20 protein-coding genes are annotated in these 18,036 nt (G+C 39.2%); 6 read left to right on the forward strand and 14 right to left on the reverse strand.

All coding sequences use genetic code 11. The features are described 5' to 3' along the window. Positions 1–680: 680 nt before the first annotated feature. On the reverse strand, positions 681–956 hold the full coding sequence (locus JOC77_RS08690; RefSeq protein ID WP_204541834.1) for a YlbG family protein: 276 nt from the start codon (positions 954–956) through the stop codon (positions 681–683). 181 nt (positions 957–1,137) lie between these two features. Between JOC77_RS08690 and JOC77_RS08695 the strand changes: the two genes are divergently transcribed. Continuing rightward, positions 1,138–1,461, forward strand: a complete 324-nt coding sequence (locus tag JOC77_RS08695) for a hypothetical protein (RefSeq protein ID WP_204541838.1) — start codon at positions 1,138–1,140, stop codon at positions 1,459–1,461. Between the two features lie 161 nt (positions 1,462–1,622). Here the strand turns inward: JOC77_RS08695 and JOC77_RS08700 are convergent, their stop codons facing one another. The 3 genes from JOC77_RS08700 to JOC77_RS08710 form a co-directional block, all read right to left on the reverse strand. Next, positions 1,623–2,066 (reverse strand): YlbF/YmcA family competence regulator, encoded by a 444-nt coding sequence (locus JOC77_RS08700; protein ID WP_204541854.1) that lies wholly within the window; start codon positions 2,064–2,066, stop codon positions 1,623–1,625. Between the two features lie 411 nt (positions 2,067–2,477). Beyond that, positions 2,478–2,717: a YlbE-like family protein gene (locus tag JOC77_RS08705; RefSeq protein WP_204541858.1), complete on the reverse strand. Its 240-nt coding sequence runs from the start codon at positions 2,715–2,717 to the stop codon at positions 2,478–2,480. A gap of 16 nt (positions 2,718–2,733) precedes the next feature. After that, positions 2,734–3,141 carry a YlbD family protein gene (locus JOC77_RS08710; RefSeq protein WP_239558670.1) on the reverse strand — a complete coding sequence of 136 codons (408 nt, stop codon included), beginning with the start codon at positions 3,139–3,141 and terminating at the stop codon, positions 2,734–2,736. Between the two features lie 83 nt (positions 3,142–3,224). Between JOC77_RS08710 and JOC77_RS08715 the strand changes: the two genes are divergently transcribed. Next, a complete protein-coding gene (locus JOC77_RS08715; RefSeq protein ID WP_204541864.1) occupies positions 3,225–3,770 on the forward strand; it encodes a PaaI family thioesterase in 546 nt (181 codons plus the stop codon). Next, positions 3,771–4,130, forward strand: a complete 360-nt coding sequence (locus JOC77_RS08720) for a hypothetical protein (RefSeq protein WP_204541867.1) — start codon at positions 3,771–3,773, stop codon at positions 4,128–4,130. It abuts the gene before it with no gap. Between the two features lie 32 nt (positions 4,131–4,162). On the opposite strand, the gene JOC77_RS08725 is transcribed toward JOC77_RS08720, so the two are convergent. Further along, positions 4,163–5,200, reverse strand: a complete 1,038-nt coding sequence (locus tag JOC77_RS08725; protein ID WP_239558671.1) for a CAP domain-containing protein — start codon at positions 5,198–5,200, stop codon at positions 4,163–4,165. 319 nt (positions 5,201–5,519) lie between these two features. On the opposite strand from JOC77_RS08725, the gene JOC77_RS08730 reads away from it, so the two are divergent. Beyond that, a complete protein-coding gene (locus JOC77_RS08730) occupies positions 5,520–5,882 on the forward strand; it encodes a YugN family protein (protein WP_204541870.1) in 363 nt (120 codons plus the stop codon). A 131-nt stretch (positions 5,883–6,013) separates the two neighbouring features. Then, complete coding sequence (gene ytvI, locus JOC77_RS08735; protein WP_204541873.1) at positions 6,014–7,072, forward strand: sporulation integral membrane protein YtvI; 1,059 nt, start codon at positions 6,014–6,016, stop codon at positions 7,070–7,072. A 647-nt stretch (positions 7,073–7,719) separates the two neighbouring features. Here the strand turns inward: ytvI and JOC77_RS08740 are convergent. The 9 genes from JOC77_RS08740 to cyoE form a co-directional block, all read right to left on the reverse strand. After that, positions 7,720–8,895, reverse strand: coding sequence for a GNAT family N-acetyltransferase (locus tag JOC77_RS08740; protein WP_204541876.1), 1,176 nt, complete (start codon positions 8,893–8,895; stop codon positions 7,720–7,722). A 15-nt stretch (positions 8,896–8,910) separates the two neighbouring features. Then, on the reverse strand, positions 8,911–9,414 hold the full coding sequence (locus JOC77_RS08745) for a hypothetical protein (protein WP_204541878.1): 504 nt from the start codon (positions 9,412–9,414) through the stop codon (positions 8,911–8,913). Positions 9,415–9,635: 221 nt separating this feature from the next. Next, positions 9,636–10,097 carry a DUF420 domain-containing protein gene (locus JOC77_RS08750; RefSeq protein WP_204541881.1) on the reverse strand — a complete coding sequence of 154 codons (462 nt, stop codon included), beginning with the start codon at positions 10,095–10,097 and terminating at the stop codon, positions 9,636–9,638. A gap of 208 nt (positions 10,098–10,305) precedes the next feature. Further along, positions 10,306–11,223: a cytochrome c oxidase assembly factor CtaG gene (gene ctaG, locus JOC77_RS08755; RefSeq protein WP_204542054.1), complete on the reverse strand. Its 918-nt coding sequence runs from the start codon at positions 11,221–11,223 to the stop codon at positions 10,306–10,308. Between the two features lie 295 nt (positions 11,224–11,518). Then, a complete protein-coding gene (gene ctaF, locus JOC77_RS08760; protein WP_204541884.1) occupies positions 11,519–11,854 on the reverse strand; it encodes a cytochrome c oxidase subunit IVB in 336 nt (111 codons plus the stop codon). Positions 11,855–11,858: 4 nt separating this feature from the next. Then, a complete protein-coding gene (locus JOC77_RS08765; RefSeq protein WP_204541887.1) occupies positions 11,859–12,488 on the reverse strand; it encodes a cytochrome (ubi)quinol oxidase subunit III in 630 nt (209 codons plus the stop codon). Further along, positions 12,488–14,359 carry a cytochrome c oxidase subunit I gene (gene ctaD, locus JOC77_RS08770; RefSeq protein ID WP_204541890.1) on the reverse strand — a complete coding sequence of 624 codons (1,872 nt, stop codon included), beginning with the start codon at positions 14,357–14,359 and terminating at the stop codon, positions 12,488–12,490. The genes JOC77_RS08765 and ctaD overlap by 1 nt, the downstream gene beginning before the upstream one ends. A gap of 85 nt (positions 14,360–14,444) precedes the next feature. Further along, on the reverse strand, positions 14,445–15,527 hold the full coding sequence (gene coxB / locus JOC77_RS08775; RefSeq protein ID WP_204541893.1) for a cytochrome c oxidase subunit II: 1,083 nt from the start codon (positions 15,525–15,527) through the stop codon (positions 14,445–14,447). Between the two features lie 112 nt (positions 15,528–15,639). After that, the gene (cyoE, locus tag JOC77_RS08780; RefSeq protein ID WP_204541896.1) at positions 15,640–16,578 is read right to left on the reverse strand and encodes a heme o synthase; all 939 of its coding nucleotides are present in this window, start codon (positions 16,576–16,578) and stop codon (positions 15,640–15,642) included. 480 nt (positions 16,579–17,058) lie between these two features. Between cyoE and JOC77_RS08785 the strand changes: the two genes are divergently transcribed. Continuing rightward, entirely contained in the window at positions 17,059–18,015 is a 957-nt protein-coding gene (locus JOC77_RS08785; protein ID WP_204541899.1) for a COX15/CtaA family protein, read from the forward strand. The last annotated feature ends 21 nt before the right edge of the window (positions 18,016–18,036 follow it).

Here is an 18,036-nt window from a genome sequence, read left to right on the forward strand (position 1 = left end):
GGCATAAGACGAGCGGCAGCGAAAGGCCGCTTTTGCCTTTTGATGGCGATTGGCTTACGACTTGAGGGCATTTGTTGGAGCTAGCTGCCCCAACAAATGCCGGCAAAATAAAGATCAGCATAAAACTTCAAAAGTTAAGCATAAAACTCGAAAAGTTAAGCGTAAATCTCTAAAAGTTAAGCATAAATCTCCAAAAGTTAAGCGTAAACCTGATAAACATAAACAAGCATCTGAAAAGATAAGCATAGTTATCAAAAAATAGGCACAAATTCTAACTGTTTCTGTAATGTTTGATAGAGGTCGGCAAAAAAGATACTAAACTTATGGAGTTCAGCTGCTAGGCTGGTATTTTTTGATTAATAGGAAAGGATTAGATAACTTTAGAAGGTAATTCGTTAGAGCGGGATTTTCTTCAGGAAAAAAATATTTATTAAGCACTGGCCATCCTGGATAGGTTTCAGTTTTTTGGGGATTACCAAACTAAACTGTATCTTGAAGCCTCCTTGTTTGGGAAGCAATGACTGATACACCCAAAAAACTACGTATTCGAGAAGAATGAACTAAGAAGCAGCTGCTGCCCAGCATTCATCGTGGCGGCGACGCGCCTTCCCCAATTACATTCACATTACATTCACAAAATACAAAAAAGGCGAGATTCTAAAACCTTGAATCTCACCTTTTTATAATTCCATTTTATAATCGTACTCTTTTGCTTTATCGGGCTTGGAGTTCTCATATTCCAGCTTGAGAAACGGTTTATACGAAAGCTCCACTTTTTTCACAAAAGAATAGCTTTGTATTTTTTCGGAAAGTGCCGGTACTTCATCCATGTCGGTATAAAGGACGACATATTTCAATTTCTTTGATACATAGTGTATGTTTCCATATCTTCTAAGCATTTTCACTTGTTTTAGCGTATGCAGCCAGATAATAATGCTTTGCCTTGAACCGATCATATCTTATTCTCCTTAGTGTAAAGGCTATATAGATAGTGTAGCATAGAAAAAACTTTGTTATCAATATTAAATAACTTGCCACTTGCAGGAATCCTTAATAACATACATCTATAGAGATCAAAAGATTCATTGTCGCTTATAACCAATCAGCCTTTTAATAGAATATGAAGGTGGTGGAAGTTTGAATCTTGAACTGATATGGACGCTTTTCATTGATACTCTTGCTAATAATCATGAAATACATTCCGCCTTCTATAAAAAGTCCGCCGGCATTCCTTTTTTATATGTTTCGGCTGTAAGCAAAGATTTCGATCCTTACCAGGCAGAATTTGCTATAAAAGAAGCTTCCGCTCAGGTGATGAAGGGGAAGCAGCTTCATAGTGAGACGGTCTTTGTTCGTCAAGATGAAAAACTTTATGTTTATCGCCACAGATTTTATGTTCCGCAGCGAAAAATGTTCTGCTGTGGCAATCTGTGTGCCGACTGTATCCGATTTACACAGTAATGTGTTCCCAGTGATGATTGAAACATCGTTATATGTTAAGGTACACAGCAATCAATAAGTAATAAGTCTTTTTTAATTCCGCGGCAAAACTCGGACAGATAGAGCTCAGGCGGCATACAAAAAAGCCAAAATCCATACACTGACGGATTTTGGCTTTGTATTTAGGAACAGCCGCAGCCTCCACCGCTGCCGCATCCACCTGAACAGCTCGATCCGCTGTCAAAGAATGGGTTACCGGTCGGCACCTTAATATTAGGTGAAACAGCGCGGCCTACACGGACACTGACCTCGTCCAGAAGGTTTTGCAGTTCAGTTTCTGCCAGTTTATATGCAGCAATCGTTGGATGCAGATCCATTTCCCTTTTAAGCTGTCTGGCATTAAGAGAGACTTCACGGTAATTCGGATGATATTTTCCAAATCTTTGGACCTCTTCATAAAGTTCCTTAATAGTAGAGAATTTCTTGATTTTCTCTTGAGCAAGCTTGTCCGCCTGCATTTTATATAATGAAAGAAAATATTGCTCGCCAATATCTGAGTCAATAATGGCCTGGGCAAGATTTTCCGCAAAATCTATGATTTCAACACTTTCTACAGTAGCAAGCATCAGCCCACCTCCATCCCTTATTTTAACATTTTAATTCTAGAGATGCGAACAGGATTTATTTGGAATAAATACCCAATCTAATATTATAGTCGTCCTGCCGGAAATCTGGATCTACCGACTTTAAAAAAGCATATGTATCTTTCTTTATCACTTTGCCATCAAAGAAGTCTGCATCTGAAACAAGCCACCTATTAACAGATTGTTACCTCTTCCCGTATGTTTGAGTTGTGCATCGATTAGATCGGCTTTTCCTTATTTTCAAAACTAAGCGCTTTAACACGGCACGAATATACATAATCCAGCAAAGGAATGAATAAGTCCCTCCTTATTTTCTGTAAAGATTTTCTTTTTAGTCATATAAAACTAAGAATATACAAAGAAAAACCTCTTCCGATTGAAAAGAGGTTTTCCTTATTTAACTGCATTCATGGTTTGGAACATAGAAATCATCATGGAAGCCATTTGGACTCCATTGGTGAGCTGGGAAACTCTGTCTGGGATAGATTTTTTGAAAAAATAAGCAGCTTCCGTTTCCATCTTCTGAAGTTGTTGCGGATTTCTTGTTAATCTTCTATACCAGATAGGCTGAAGCCTTAAGTATTTCTTTAAATCTTCTTTTCCTTCTATTATTTCAAATAAATCTTTTCGCAAGCAGCAGCCTCCTTTGTTAATCTTTTCTGAGGGCGAATGGATTAGGCGGTTTACTTTCGGTTTGAACCGTATTTTCTGGAGTACTTTGAAACTGGGTTAGCAGCCCCTGAACTGCCGATATGGCCTGACTTAATGAGGAAATATGGGATTGAATCTGGTCCATATCCATATTTTTTATCGTTGATAATAGGGTGGAAACTAAATCATTTTTACTTTCTTTCTCCTCTTTGGGACTGGAAGCTTTTATAGAAGCTGCACCCTCAAAGAAATCAAGCCATTTTGGGTCGTCTTCTCCCAGCAGGTACCATTCTTCGTATATCTCCTGCCAGGTAAACCGTCCTTTTCTTACCTCCAGCACTAGTTTGGGATGATTCTTAACGAACCCTTTAAATCTCTCGATTGAATCATTCTGTTTATCTGTCAAAATACCACACCTCGCAGCCATGACATTTGCCTATTACAGAGTATGCACTTGTTAATAAAGTGTTACTGCCTGAAGGGAATTTTTTGACCAGAAAGAAGGATTCTAAATATAATGGATATATCATGATGTTAAGGAGAGATCAAGTGGGAACGCGAATGACTGAATTAGTTAAACAAATAATGGATAACGGTTCGGAAGCTGATCAGCAGGTACTAGAGCAGGTTCTTACTGGCCTAGCACAAAAACCGGCTAAACAACAAACTTATATCAATTTACTATTTGGATTTGAAACAGAATTTACTTCCGATGGACTAGCTATGACAATGCCGGTCACATCCCTGGTTCATAATACTCTCGGAATTGTACACGGAGGCGTGATTACCACTCTTGCTGACACTGCTATGGGCACATTGGCCAACAAGATGGTACCTGAGGGCCAGGCTGCAGTTACTACAGAAATACAGGTCCATTTTTTTAAAGAAGCAGCAGGAAGCAGATTGGTGTGCAAATGCAGTGTCTTACATAAGGGCAGACAAACAATGGTCTTTGAAAGCAAGGTATATAGAGAAGATGGGATTATGTGCGGCCATTCCACCGGCAGTTTCTTTATTGTTCCTAAAAAAAATTAAATGGTTACTGCTATTGTAATTCCAATAATCTGTATTTACTTTTATTGGCTGACTAAACGCGAAATGAAGGAGCAGGAAACGAAGTGGATGAGCTTAGGCGAGGTTAATGATGAATACTTAGTGCATGGTAAAGTGATACATGTAAAAGGTGAAAAACAGAAGTTTCATTATAACAGATATCTATATGTATATACTCTTGTGATTGCGGCTGATACAGGAAAAATGACCGCCCTTAAGATCTTCCCTTTCCGAGGTGATGAAATCCCCTCTCTGCCAATCCGATTAGAGGACACAGTTTCCATTTTCGGAGAGTGGCGTGAGCATCAATTTATAATAAGCAGGATAGAAAAACAGAAATAAAGACAGCCTATTATGATTTAAGGCTGTCCCTGTTATTTAACAAAGTTTTGTGTGTAATATTTGCGGTAAACGCCGACTCCGATTCCCGTAAATTCTTCATTCAGCATGGCATCTCTATGGCCTTTGCTGTTAAGCCAGCCCTCTACAGCTGCTATGCCATCCACATAATTGGCTGCTATATTTTCTCCTGCGAGTGTGTAAGCAATATCACTTTCTTCCAAACGGTCTGTCAGCTCACCTTTCGTTGGAGAAGTATGAGAAAAATAGTCATCGGTCAGCATATCTTTACTATGCAAATAAGCTACTTCTGATACGTCTTCAAGTAATTCAAGTTCTTCTAATTCGAATCGAGTTCTAATTATATTTGTAAGATCATAAATTTGATTTTTGTTTCCTTCTTCAATCATCTTCCACTGCAGCTCATCTGGTTGTTTTGGATTGGTAAGCTGACCCCGGTAAATAAGCTCGTACGGCCGCAGCTGCACGAGTGTATCTGGATCAAGGAATCTGACACTTGAGACACTTCCTGTGAATTTATCCAGATATAGCTGAGCATATATATTGTCCAGTTTTATTAAGGGCCTCGTATTTATATCCTCTTCCGATAGCTCAAACCGGTAGGTAGTCCCCTTATGTTTGAAATCTATCGATGTATTTATATTAATCCGGCTGAAAATATCATTGATTGGCTGTCCGATTTTAAATGGAGCCGCATTAACCTGACTGCCGGTTCCGTAAACTGTAACGGCCTTGTTATCTTTAACTCCTATTTGGAAATAATTTTGTGAATCCTGGTTGTAGATCCACCATTCATATCCGTAATAAGATAGATCTTTTCTGATGGGCAGCCCGAAATTTTTTATAATAGCCTTTGAATCTTTTCCGATGATGGCCGATATTCCATTCTCGGGTCTTGGTATCCTAGATGTGCTGTTTTCAGCAGTCTGGCTGGCAAGCTGTTCTGTTTCATTATTCTGCCTTATATGTTTTTCTCCATTTAATACAGGGTTATCTTGAGCATCTTCCCCTATATCCACATAGATGCCGATTATGAAAAAAACAGCAGACAAAATTAACACTCTCAATACCGCTTTCAGAGGAAAACCTCCTCCCTCGTCCTGTGAATTTTCTCTGTTTGTCTAAATCTTGTCTTTATTATAACATTATATATTTTATTACACATGAACATTCATAACCTGAGCTTCTTTTATTATAAGAGGCCGGCTGTGTATAATAGTAAAATATCTTTTTCTATACATTGCAAGAAATAATATTTCGTAATATTATAAAATATGAGGAAGAACTGTGTATATTATTCTTCTCTGGAATATTAGGGAAATCAAAATATTTTAGAGAAATTCTACAGCCTTATAAAACGGAGGGATATATATGAAATTTGAAGGTACTGGAATTGAGAAATACATAGCCGAACTAGCCCGTCTAGATGAAATTATGCATGAAAACGGACTAGTTAGAGCAGAACAATGGGATTATGACCGGGTCAACTATGACAAAAAGTTCATTCTTAAAGAAGGCGTTTTTTATCTTCGAATCCAGGGATATGCTGTTGAGGGGGATGTCGGTGCCAATAAAGCAGATATCCAGTTACTGACTCCTATCCTAGGGAAGCATTATTATCCTCACGGTGTTGAATATGGGGAGGGCGAGAAATTCCCGGCCGGACTTGTTAAGCAGTGTGAGCAGATTATTACTTCTATTAAAACAGAGGTAGAGAAATTCGCAATTGCATAACCATTCACTTAACCTTTTTTATCAAAAGCGCATGTATTTCATGCGTTTTTTTTTGTTAGCCAATGCTTTCGTTTGTGAATGATCAGCCAGAAACTTATAATTTAAGTATCCTGTATGGAAGGAGCAATGTGGTGCCTGCACTTTTCTTAAAAAAATATAGTATCGTTGCACTGGCTGTACTTTTCATTTGCATCCTTGGATATCTAATACTCCCGGTGTCAGTTCCTTTAATCTGTGCGTATATAACAGCCTGCCTGCTTGAGCCTGCATCTAAGATTTTGCAGACAAAATATTCATGGAGCCGCAAATTTTCGAATTTCATTGTTTTCACTTTATTTAATATGCTGATCGGGATTTCGGCTTATTTCCTCACTACTAAAGTGGTTACAGAAGCACTGCAGCTCATTCAAAAATTGCCTCTTTATTTAAACCAGTTTAATCACTCATGGCTCAATTACGACCGAAACCTAACTCATTCTTCGAACACCCTGCCAGAGCCGATCATGGCTGAAATAAGTTCACAGACTGCAAAAACACTCGACAGAATTAAAGCAGAGCTGGGAACTCTTATTAATATCGATAAAATCACGGACATCATTACGAACATCCCAAACTTTTTAATCAGCTTCATTGTTTACCTGGTAGCTTTATTTCTATTTCTGAATGAAATGCCCTCACTTCGTTCAAAAATCTACCAGCATTTAAAAGAAAGCTCAGCAGAAAAATACTATTTAATGTCTTCCCGTCTCTCCTTTGTTTTGGCTGGTTTTATGAAAGCCCAATTTCTTGTTGGGATCATCATCTTTACTGTCACCCTGACTGGAATGTTATTTATTAATGCGGACATCGCTATTCTAATGGCTGTTATCATTGCTATTGTAGATTTTATTCCTTTTGTCGGATCTATTATCATTCTTGGACCCTGGTCACTCTTTCATTTTATGACAGGGGATATACCAACAGGCACCCAGCTGGCCTTATTAGGCTGTATGCTGCTGATTATTAGGCGGGCGGTGGAACCAAAAGTAACGGGAGCCCATATCGGCCTATCCCCCTTAAACACTTTAATCTCCATGTATCTAGGCTTTAAGGTTCTCGGTATACTGGGCATTATTTTTGGCCCTGTCCTTCTGGCTGCTGTTTATACAGCAAGTGAAGCAGGAATCATTAAACTTCCATTTAAAATATAGGCTATGATAAAGTTCATTGTTGATTTTGGCACTATATTGATCTTCGCTGCAGACGTGAGTCTCCTGCGCGAGAATCGGGTAAGGCCTAGCTTTCTTAAACGAGTATTGTTGTGAAGAAAAGCACCGTTCTCCGCATTTCGGGTTGTCCAGCTCCAAGCTGAGACCCTCGTGTCATAAGCCAATCAGTCCATGAGAAGAAAAGCACTTCTCACAGCCTGCCTGTCTTATGCAAGTTGGGTCTCTGCCTGCCTTATCCGCTTAGTTGTATACTCATTAACACTTCATCATTCAGTTTACTATTAGTTAGTATAGGCAGGCACCGCTTTACGCTTTTCTTGTTGTCCAGCTGCGAACTGCCTCCCTCGAGTCTTAAGTCAATCAGTCCTTATGAAGAAGAGCACTTCCTACGGCCTGCTCGTCTTAAGCTTGGCTGGCGCATAAGTGCGACTATGCTTCTGTCTGCGCTGTCGCTTGCCATTTAGCAAGTCTTCTTTATCGGGAGTCTGCTTTTCATATAGATCGCGAAGAAATAAGAAAGCTATTCAATAAGCCTAGCTTTCTTACGAGTATTCTGAAGAAAAGCAGAGTTCTCCGCATTCCCATATAAAAACCACAGATCTTCTGAAATTCGGATCTGTGGTTTTAGTTTAAAAGAAGTCGTAAAAGAATGGTTTTATATTCGGAATCGCCTTTTGAAATGCCAATAATTTATCAGGCTGGCCCGTTATCTGCCCTAGCGCTGCAAGAGTTTCAGCTGTTTGTGCCCCAAGCAGTACAGACGTTAATGCATTGATGGATAAAGTGATAGCTTCATTTCTCGTATCGCTGTCATTCCATTCATCTGCCTTCAGTACGGTTACTTCTTTATTGCTAATCATATAGATTTTATTATTCCACTCTGCCGCTTCATCAGTTACAGAGATCACAAGCTTTTTTTCTAATTCATTAAAAGTATATTGAGTTAAAAATCCTTCAACATCGACAATCCTCGCCATGAAATAAGGGATCAGCTCGGTTTTCACTTTGGGCTGGTCTATGTAAGATGGAAAAGGATCATGGATGGATGTGATGATTTCTGCCTTTTCCACCATAGAGTCGTGCTGGCAGATAAAATTCCACATCGCTCTGTATCCTTCAAAATTAAGAGACACATATTCCTGCACATTTATCAGCTTATCAGCAGCTTTATATAACATATAGGCCTGCGCTTCTCCATTATGGTCATAATACATGGCAAGTGTGTAATCATGATAAACGGAATAGTTCCACCAATAAGGGGTTCTTGTTAACATACCCCCAAATTGCAGAGCAAACTTCTCATACACTTCGTTTGCTTCAGGTGGATGAGTTTCTTTATTATATCTAACTATCCTGCCTGGAGCGGAAGGCAGAGGCTTCAAGTCTTCCCGGTCCAGTTTTACTTTCTTCAAGGAGCTGAATATTTCCCAGCCATATTTTCTATAAAAGGAAATCTTAAAGGGATGTAAGTACGATAAAGTCTGCCCTTTTTCTCTCATTATGAGGAGGGCCTCCTTAAGCAAAGCATCAACCATGCCGGACCTTCTATGCTCTGGATAGGTAGCAACAGAAGCGACCCCTCCCATTTTAAATCTTGTGCCTTGAATCATTACTTCATGTGAGAGCAGGTGCATTTTAGCAACGAGCTCGTCCTCTTTGAGGATTCCATAGATATCCTGGTGTGCATAGTGGTTTAATTTTTCAGGAATATCCTCTTCCTTTACTTTATACTGAAAAGCATACATAGATAAATCAAGCGCTTCCTTCCTTCTCTCACCGGGCAATTGAATAATATTGTTTTGCATACTGCGCCTCCAGAATTAATGATAAGTAAAAGTCCACTTTGAATAACGGCTGTCATCGTGATCCATAATAAAGCCTAAATCTTTTAATACACTCAGCTTATAAGCATCTTTCCTTAAACAGTCAACGGCAAGGGACTTTATTTCCTTAGGAAACGACTTTACTGTGTATTTCATAAAAATATACAGACTTTCCTCCAGATATTCCAATTCAGCATCAGGGCTGATAAAGGAAATGGCCATATACCCTTTTCGTCCTTTTTCCTGGTGAAATATAAAATCCCCCACCATTTTTTTAAGCTTTAAATCTGCTATAATCCAAAATTTAAACCCTTCTTCCCCACTTTCTAATTGTTCGATATAATACGGTAAAAATCCTTTAAATAAATTGGACGGCCAGGAGTTAGGCATGACAATTGGTGATCGTTTGACAAGTTCATCTCTATACAGAATTAACGATTTTGCCAGGTCTATGGAACACGCCATAACTATAATTCTATCTGTTTTATAATCATCCACCATTATAACCTCCTCTAGACTATAACCCTATATTGCATATGGCAATGACTAATCCAACTTTATTCTAAAAGGTATCACCATTTTCAAACATCTCGCTATATAAAGAAAACTCGCTCCAGGCGAGTCAATGAACAGTCACGGATACATACAATATGTTATGTATAGGCAATAAAAATGCTGCCAATACATTGTATTCAGCAGCACAGCTCTTTAGCCCTATTTCATTAAAAACCTAAAATTGCCTTTATGACTGATGTGGTTTCTCCGCCCTTATAAAATACATACAGGAGCAAGTAGACTGCAACGCCAGTAATCGCAGTAAAGAACCAAATAATGCTGGTGATCGGCCCTAACATTCTATGCCTAGCCAGCTTGTTTTTATAGCCTGTCCATAAAGAAAAAATCCCCATAACAGCTCCTACAGTGGCCAATGTAATATGGAAAATTAAAAATATAGTATAGTAAATTTTAATGCTTTCTGGTCCGCCAAAGGAAGTATTGCCAATAAAGATGGTTCTTGATGCATAGATAACAAAAAATATAATCGCAAAAATTGCCGCAAAAAACATGGTTTTTTTATGAGCCTCTATTTTTCTCTGTTTAATCTGCACCCAGCCAATCGCAACTGTAATTGCGCTAAGAACGATGAAACTCGTACTGATTGTCGGTAATATTGGTAAAGACATGAACAAAAACGTCCTCTCTAAGTTTATTACATGAAATAGCCTTACATAAATACATACAAGGCTTTGGCCTATGGTAATTGTATTAAACAGTTTCACTATTATCAATAAATAAAGACAGGAAAAGCCAGTTTCAGCAGTAATTGTTCAGAAAAAGACACATTTTGACACAAAGAAGGGTGCCCCGAATGGACACCCTTTGGTTTTTCAATCATTTACTTATAGAACCAGGTGTGTAGACTTGTCCTTCCCTTGGTTCGTAAAGGTTTGCAGTTTCTTCAGATGATTTCTGGTTTTCTTTCTTGTACCAGTCAAAGAAAATATATCCGAGCATGGAGCCATATACAATTTCTTGAATAATTTTCATTAATACTCCGCCAAGCTGCTGGTCCTCTAGCAGCGGCAGCCAATTCAGCAATTCGGGACCGCTTAAACCTAAATTTGCGAGTGCAGAGGCAGGAACACATAGTGTCATAGCCTGAGACCAGGCAGCCGGATCAGTGAATGTGTCGTATAAAGGATGTTTCGTAAAAATGATCAGGGCACAGGCAGGGGTCAGCAGGATTCCATTGCCGAAGATATATCCGACCTTTTGTAAGCCTGACAGCTCTTTGTTGGTCTCTAAATTATTAACCACTGGCCACCACATGAAAATGGCAGTTATAAAAAGAAATACCGTGTATAAACCGTGGTACCACATATTCATTTTTACAAAATCAAAAATAAACGGAATGTGGTAGAAAGAGAAAAATACATTAAAAACCAATAAGGCAATCAGGGGCTTAGTAAAAAACGAGAAAGGCTTTTCTATTAATCTAAATTTAAAAAGCTCCCTCCACACCCATGCTGGAAAAGCAGTAATAAATAACGGCGGAATCACTAAATATAGAATGGCCATCTGCGTCATATGAGCGCTGAACATGATATGACCAAGCAAATCAAGTGGAGAACCCTTTATTATATACAGCGAGAGCATGGCTGTAATAAAAATACTAGCCTGCTTTTTTGTAAGCGGAGTACTTCCTTTAAAATAAGATCTATATTTTATGGTTAATAGATAGAAAGCTGCCGTCAATACAACAAGTGCCAACATAAAAAAAGGACTCCATAAAGCCCGGAAACCAAACATCTCAAGAGATAACAATTTACTCCCTCCAAGTCTTTCATTATGTGCTGTCTTTATTATACATGAAACAAAGTGTTATTACATTTACCTGGAAGACTATTTCTCCCCTGCCTTTTCGATGGACACGGAATTGTCATAATGGGTTCTCTATGAAAAATAAAAAAGCAATGATTGAACCGTGTTCGGGACCTTTCAGATTTTGGTTTGCACCGCTTCTCATTTTTGACTTCCTAGCTTTCCTTTTAAAAATGAAATGAACAGCACTAAAAAACCGGCTGAAGACTCAGCCGGCTCTTTATTAAATCCAAGTAATTGTAACAAATGTCAATACTGTAATTAAAGCTACTGCTAATCCAGAAAAAAGGAAAAGCTGGGGTGTTTCATGGCCTTTATGGCTCATATGCATGAAATAATACAATTGGAAAATAACTTGTACTACAGCCAGGAGCATGATAAAAGGCGCTACAAACCAGTGAGAAAACCCATCAAAATGGACGGCAGCAAATGCGATCAGTGTCAAGAAAATCATCAGCGCAAAAGATACTACCTGATATCTCATTTCTTCAGCGTTTTTCTTACGGCGATAAATTAAGTCTGCCTTAGGGTTAGCTGAATTTGGTCGTAAATTCTCCATCAATTTATCCCACCATTCCCATTAAGTATACAACAGTAAAGATAAAGACCCAAACTACGTCAATAAAATGCCAATATAGACTTGCGACATAGAATTTTGGAGCATTGTAAAGGTCTAACCCGCGTTTAGCATTTCTAACCATCAGTGAGAGAATCCACAATAATCCGAATGCAACGTGGCCTCCATGGAATCCGACTAATGAATAGAAAGCACTGCCAAAAGCGCTGCTCGTAAATGTATGGCCTTCGTGGACATAATGACTAAACTCATAAATTTCAAGGCCCAGGAATGCTGCACCCAATAAAACAGTAATCAGAAGCCATGCCTGCATCCTTTGAAAGTTAAAATTCTTCATATGGTACATCGCATACACACTTGTTAATGAACTTGTAAGCAGGAGCATAGTTGCTGCAAAAGTAAGCTCCATGCTGTATAAATCTTTGGCAAGTGGATGACTTGAATCAGGCACTTTATCTTTTAAGGCAAGATATGTGGCAAATAGAGATCCGAATAGTACGGTTTCTCCCCCTAGAAAGAACCAGAAACCTAGGAACTTGTTTTTTGCTTCAAGGGTAGCTTTTTCAGGCGACGAAGGCCATGTCATTTCAGTGAATTTGTCTTGAACTGCTGCCATTATGCCCTGCCCCCTTTATCGTCTTCATTTTCAAGGTCTTCTTTATGAATATGGAAACCATGATCGTCTTTCACTGAACGGATAAGCATAGAAATAAGTGTGATTCCCATACCTATGATCAGAACTGGCAGTGCCCAATTCTTGTCATCCACATGATACATGGCTCCAAATGCCGCAACAAACAATCCAAATGAAATGGTTACTGGTAAGAAAGATGGGTTTGGCATATGAATGTCACCAAGCGGTTCGGCCGGTGTCATTTCTTTTTTGCCTTCCATTTTTTCAATCCAATACGGATCAAGACCGCGTACCAGCGGCAGCTGTTTGAAATTATAAAATGGCGGCGGTGAAGGAATCGCCCATTCCAATGAACGGCCATCTTCCCAAGGGTCATTGCCAACCCTAACATTCTTAACCTGAGTCATTACAATATTAATCAATAAAATGATTACAGCTACTCCCATGAAGAAAGCCCCAATGGAACTGATTAAGTTTCCAGTTTCCCAGCCTTGATTTGGCAGGTAAGTAAATACCCGTCGAGGCATCCCCATCAGTCCTAGGAAATGCTGAATAAAGAATGTTAAATGGAATCCAATTAAAAACAGCCAGAACGTAATTTTTCCTAATGCTTCATTAAGAAGGGTACCGAACATTTTTGGCCAGTAATAATGAGTTCCTGCTAAAAGTGCCAGCACTACTCCACCGACAATAACATAGTGGAAATGGGCAACAACAAAATAGCTGTCATGATATTGATAGTCAGCAGCAGCGACAGCGTTCATGATCCCTGTTACTCCACCGGCAACAAAGGAAGGAATAAACGCAATAGCATACAGCATAGGAGTGGTAAACTTAATGTTTCCGCCCCACATAGTGAACAGCCAGTTAAAGATTTTAATACCAGTCGGCACGGCAATAGCCATGGTTGCTACAGCGAATATAGCGTTTGCAATCGGCCCCATACCTACTGTGAACATATGGTGAGCCCAAACCATGAATCCTAAGAAACCGATTAATACGGTTGCAAAAACCATGGATGAATATCCAAATAATCTTTTTCTTGAGAATGTAGCAAATATTTCTGAGAATATACCAAATGCCGGAAGGATAAGAATATATACTTCAGGGTGGCCAAAAATCCAGAAAAGATGTTCCCAGATAATGGTGTTTCCACCTGCTGATACATCAAAGAAATTCCCTCCGAATAAACGGTCAAACATTAATAAAAACAAACCTACAGTAAGTGCAGGGAATGCAAATAAGATTAGAGCAGATGTAACAAAAGCTGACCATGTAAATAATGGCATCCTCATATATGTCATACCAGGAGCCCTCATATTGACGATGGTTACGAGGAAGTTAATACCCCCTATCAATGTACCAATACCAGATATCTGGAGGCCCAGGATATAAAAATCTACGCCATGGGTGTCTGATTCCAGTGTCAGGGATGCGTAAGACGTCCATCCAGCATCCGGTGCTCCTCCAAGGAACCAGGAGCAGTTTAAGAATACCCCGCCAAAGAAAAACAGCCAAAACCCAAGCGAGTTTAAAAACGGAAACGCAACGTCGCGTGCACCGATTTGAAGCGGAATCGCTGCATTCATAAATGCAAAAATTAATGGCATTGCAGCCAAGAATATCATGGTGGTACCATGCATAGTCAAAATTTCATTATATAGTCCGGCACTGACGAAGTCATTGTTTGGGACAGCAAGCTGAACACGGATGAAAAGAGCTTCAAGCCCGCCAACCAAAAAGAAAAATCCGCCGGCAATCAGGTATAAAATGCCGATTTTCTTATGGTCTACTGTTGTCAGATAGTCCCAAACCGTTGCGCCAAAACTCTTCTTATGAGCGTACGTACTCACGGTTAAACCTCCCTTTGTAAATCACAGATCCCCTAGTGCTCTTCGGTGAAGCGGATTCACCGCTATGTATAATAGTTAAAGCACTTTATTGTTCGAGCTTAAGCCCCATCAAATAAGCTGTTAAAGCATCAAGCTCATGCTCATCCAGTTTTTGATATTTGCCAGTCATCAAGTTTCCTGGCTTCACTTGTTCTGGATCCTGCATCCATTTTTTCAAGTTTTCTTCATTATGTTCAAGAATCCCTGCAATTCTTGTTCTGTCTCCAAAATTAGCAAGGTTAGGAGCGGTACGCGCCTGTTCCGGTCTTGAATCATTTGCTGTGTTAGCATGACAGCCGATACAGCTCTTGTTATAAATCTCTTCGCCCTCTTTTGCCAGGTTACCCTCGGCAGCAGGCTTTTTCAAATTCTTCATATCTTGTGTCCATTGTTTAAAATCGTCCTGTGAAAGAGTCTGCACTTTGAAATCCATGTATGCATGTGAAGGACCGCATAGCTCAGCACACTTTCCATAGAACTGGTTTTTAACCTTTTCTGAACCTTTGCCATCAAACTCAAGCCAGAACTGATTTACACCCTCAGGGTTTGTATCAGTCTTTCCTCCAACTGCAGGAATCCAGAATGAATGCTTAACATCTGATGATTTAACATTAAAATAAACTTTTTTGTCTGTTGGAACGAACAGATCCTGGCTCGTTACGATTCCAAGGTCTGGATACTCAAATTCCCACCAGTATAAATTCGCTCTTACATTAACTACAAGAGCATCCTTTGTTTTGCCATCCTTGTCCTTTTGTTTCATTGGTGACACATCTGCCAGCTGAAATGTGTATGAAACAGTAGGAACGGCAAGTACTAAAAGTAAAAGAATTGGTATAACTGTCCAAATAATTTCAAGTTTGTGGTTCCCTTCCACCTGTTTGGGAATGCTGTTTTCATTTTTCTTCGTTCGGCGGAAACGTGCAATTACGTAAATGAATATTACAGTCACCACAATAATAACCAGGACCATAATAACCGTGCTCAGTATCATTAGGTCATACTGCTTTTTTGCAACTTCACCGGCAGGTGTTAAAGTTGACAGGAATGGTTCTCCACAGCCTGACAGAGCAAGCGCCAAAATTGCAAAAATGGAAATCAGACGCCATTTGTGAAGCCGTTTTCTCATAGCTATTGAAACCCCTCTTTCGTAAAAAATTTCTTGTGTGCAGCTATTTGCTGGCTCAAATTCTCTCTATATAAATTCTTTTAAAAAGAAAGAATTCCCGATGAATAAGGAATTAAATTGAAGTTACAATCACCATGGCGACAAAAAGAATAGTTAAATAGTTTAATGAATAAACAAACATTAACTTAGCCCACTTTAAATCATCTTTCATCCTATATCCCATCAAAGCCATTGTTAACCAGCCAATATTTAATATCGCAGCAAGGATAACAAATGAAATTCCAAGATCAAGCATAAAGAATGGCAGCGGCAGCAGGGCAGCTACCCAGAGCAGCATGCTCCGTTTAGTGGCACTAAAGCCTTTTACTACCGGCAGCATAGGGATCCCAGCTGCACGGTATTCTTCGCATCTTTTCATGGCAAGAGCATAAAAATGCGGAGGCTGCCAGATAAACATGACTAAAAACAGCATCCATGCTAATACGGATAAATCCGGGTCAACAGCTGCCCAGCCGATCAGCGGAGGCACAGCTCCAGAAAAACTTCCAATGATCGTATTAGAGACTAGCTTTCTCTTAGCCCACATCGAATAAATAACAACATATGCAAACGCTCCAAATGTCCCAATCACAGCAGCTGTAAATGTAGTGAAGGCAAGCATAATAAGCCCTGAAGCCAGAAAAACAATACCAATAAACAGCACCGTCTTAGGAGAGAAGCGCCCGGTAACAGTCGGTCTCTCACGTTTGCTCTCCATGAGAGGATCAATATCGATATCTATAAAATTATTTAAGGCGCATGAACCTGCAATCACAAAAGCCGAACCTGCAATGGTTAAAAAAACAAGATCGAGATTTGATAAGAAGCCCTGGCCGGTAAAATGAAGTGCAAGCCAAATTCCTGTAAACGCTGTAATAATATTTGAATTGACAATTCCTATTTTAATAACGGAAAGAAAATCCTTCCAGACAGAGGTTTGTGCTGCAGTATCATCAAGGTCTGTATTGCTGTCTTTAAGATCTGCATCTGCCAAAACCCTAGTATTTGACATGTTCTATTCCTCCTCTAACAATTTCCCTGACTTAGGTTGACGTCCTGCTGATTTATCGTAAGAAAACGAATCTTATTCTAATCTAGTATTAAATAAATTAAAATTTATTCATGGGATAAATTAGTCTATTCTCTGTATATTAAAACATAACTTTGAGGTTTTTTGTGAATTTTTTTTGTATAACTTTTGACGGTTTAGTGTCTGTGAATATGTTTATGACAATCTCCTGCTCTTTTTACACGGAACTCTGGTATCATAAATAAAGGAGCCTGCACAGCGTTCTTTATGATTCCTGCAGGTCATATTTTTACTGAATTTCCATATACATCCTCTCTATTTCTATCAAATCAGACTTTAACTTTCAACTATTTTTATTTATATATCTATTCATCTTGTAAAAATAGGCAGAATTGTGTAATATCGAGAAAGTGTTTTAATTAGATATATACTTCATTTTAATAGATTAAGAAGGTGAGAGCTTTGCAACGGAGATTAAAATGGATTGCTGTACTTTCGACCCTGGGAATGCTCCTTGTACTCCTAGGAGGAGCATTGGTTACAAAAACGGATTCTGGAATGGGCTGCGGAAGAACCTGGCCATTATGCAACGGTGAATTCGTTCCAACCCAAATTGATGCCGCTCTTGCCATAGAGCTCGCACACCGGCTGGTTTCCGGTTCTGTCGGGATATTAATTTTATTATTATCTGTATGGAGCTGGAAGAAAATAGGGCATATCAGAGAAGCTAAATTTTTATCTATTCTTGCCTTTTTTTTTCTATTGCTGCAGGGGCTGATCGGAGCTGCCGCAGTAAAATGGGGACAATCTGATTTTGTTCTTGCTCTTCATTTTGGTATTTCGCTTATTTCCTTTGCTGCCGTGTTTCTATTAACATTGCTGATTTTTGAAGTAGATAAAAAGTTTAGAGCTGAAAAAGTTATTATTGATAATAAAATGAAACTTCATATTTATGGGATAATCATTTATACATTTTTTGTAGTATATTCTGGTGCTCTTGTGCGCCATTTAAAGGCCAGCCTCGTGTGTCCCGATTGGCCTATGTGTGTAAACGGCGATTTCGGGCTGCCGGCCAATATGTATCAATGGGTACAAATGGGGCACCGTACTGCTGCTGGGTTCATTTTTATCTGGGTTTTATATGCGGCATATTTAGCATTTAAAGAGTACAAAAGCCAAAAGGTCATTGTGTGGAGCTGGTTCATCGCTTCCATACTCGCTACCCTGCAGGTGACTTCCGGTGCTTTTATAATCGTCTCACGCCTGAACTTAATAGTTGCCCTCGCCCATGCTTTATTTATCTCCTGTTTATTCGGTGTTTTCAGCTACCTTGCATTGTTAGCATCGCGAAGCAGAAAAAATGCCAGAATGATTGAAGCTTCAAATATGGACGATGAAAGAAAAATTACAGCTATATAACAGAAAAGGCCATTTCCCTGT

The organism is Peribacillus deserti, assembly GCF_016909175.1.
In the GTDB taxonomy this organism is placed as follows: domain Bacteria; phylum Bacillota; class Bacilli; order Bacillales; family DSM-1321; genus Paraperibacillus; species Paraperibacillus deserti.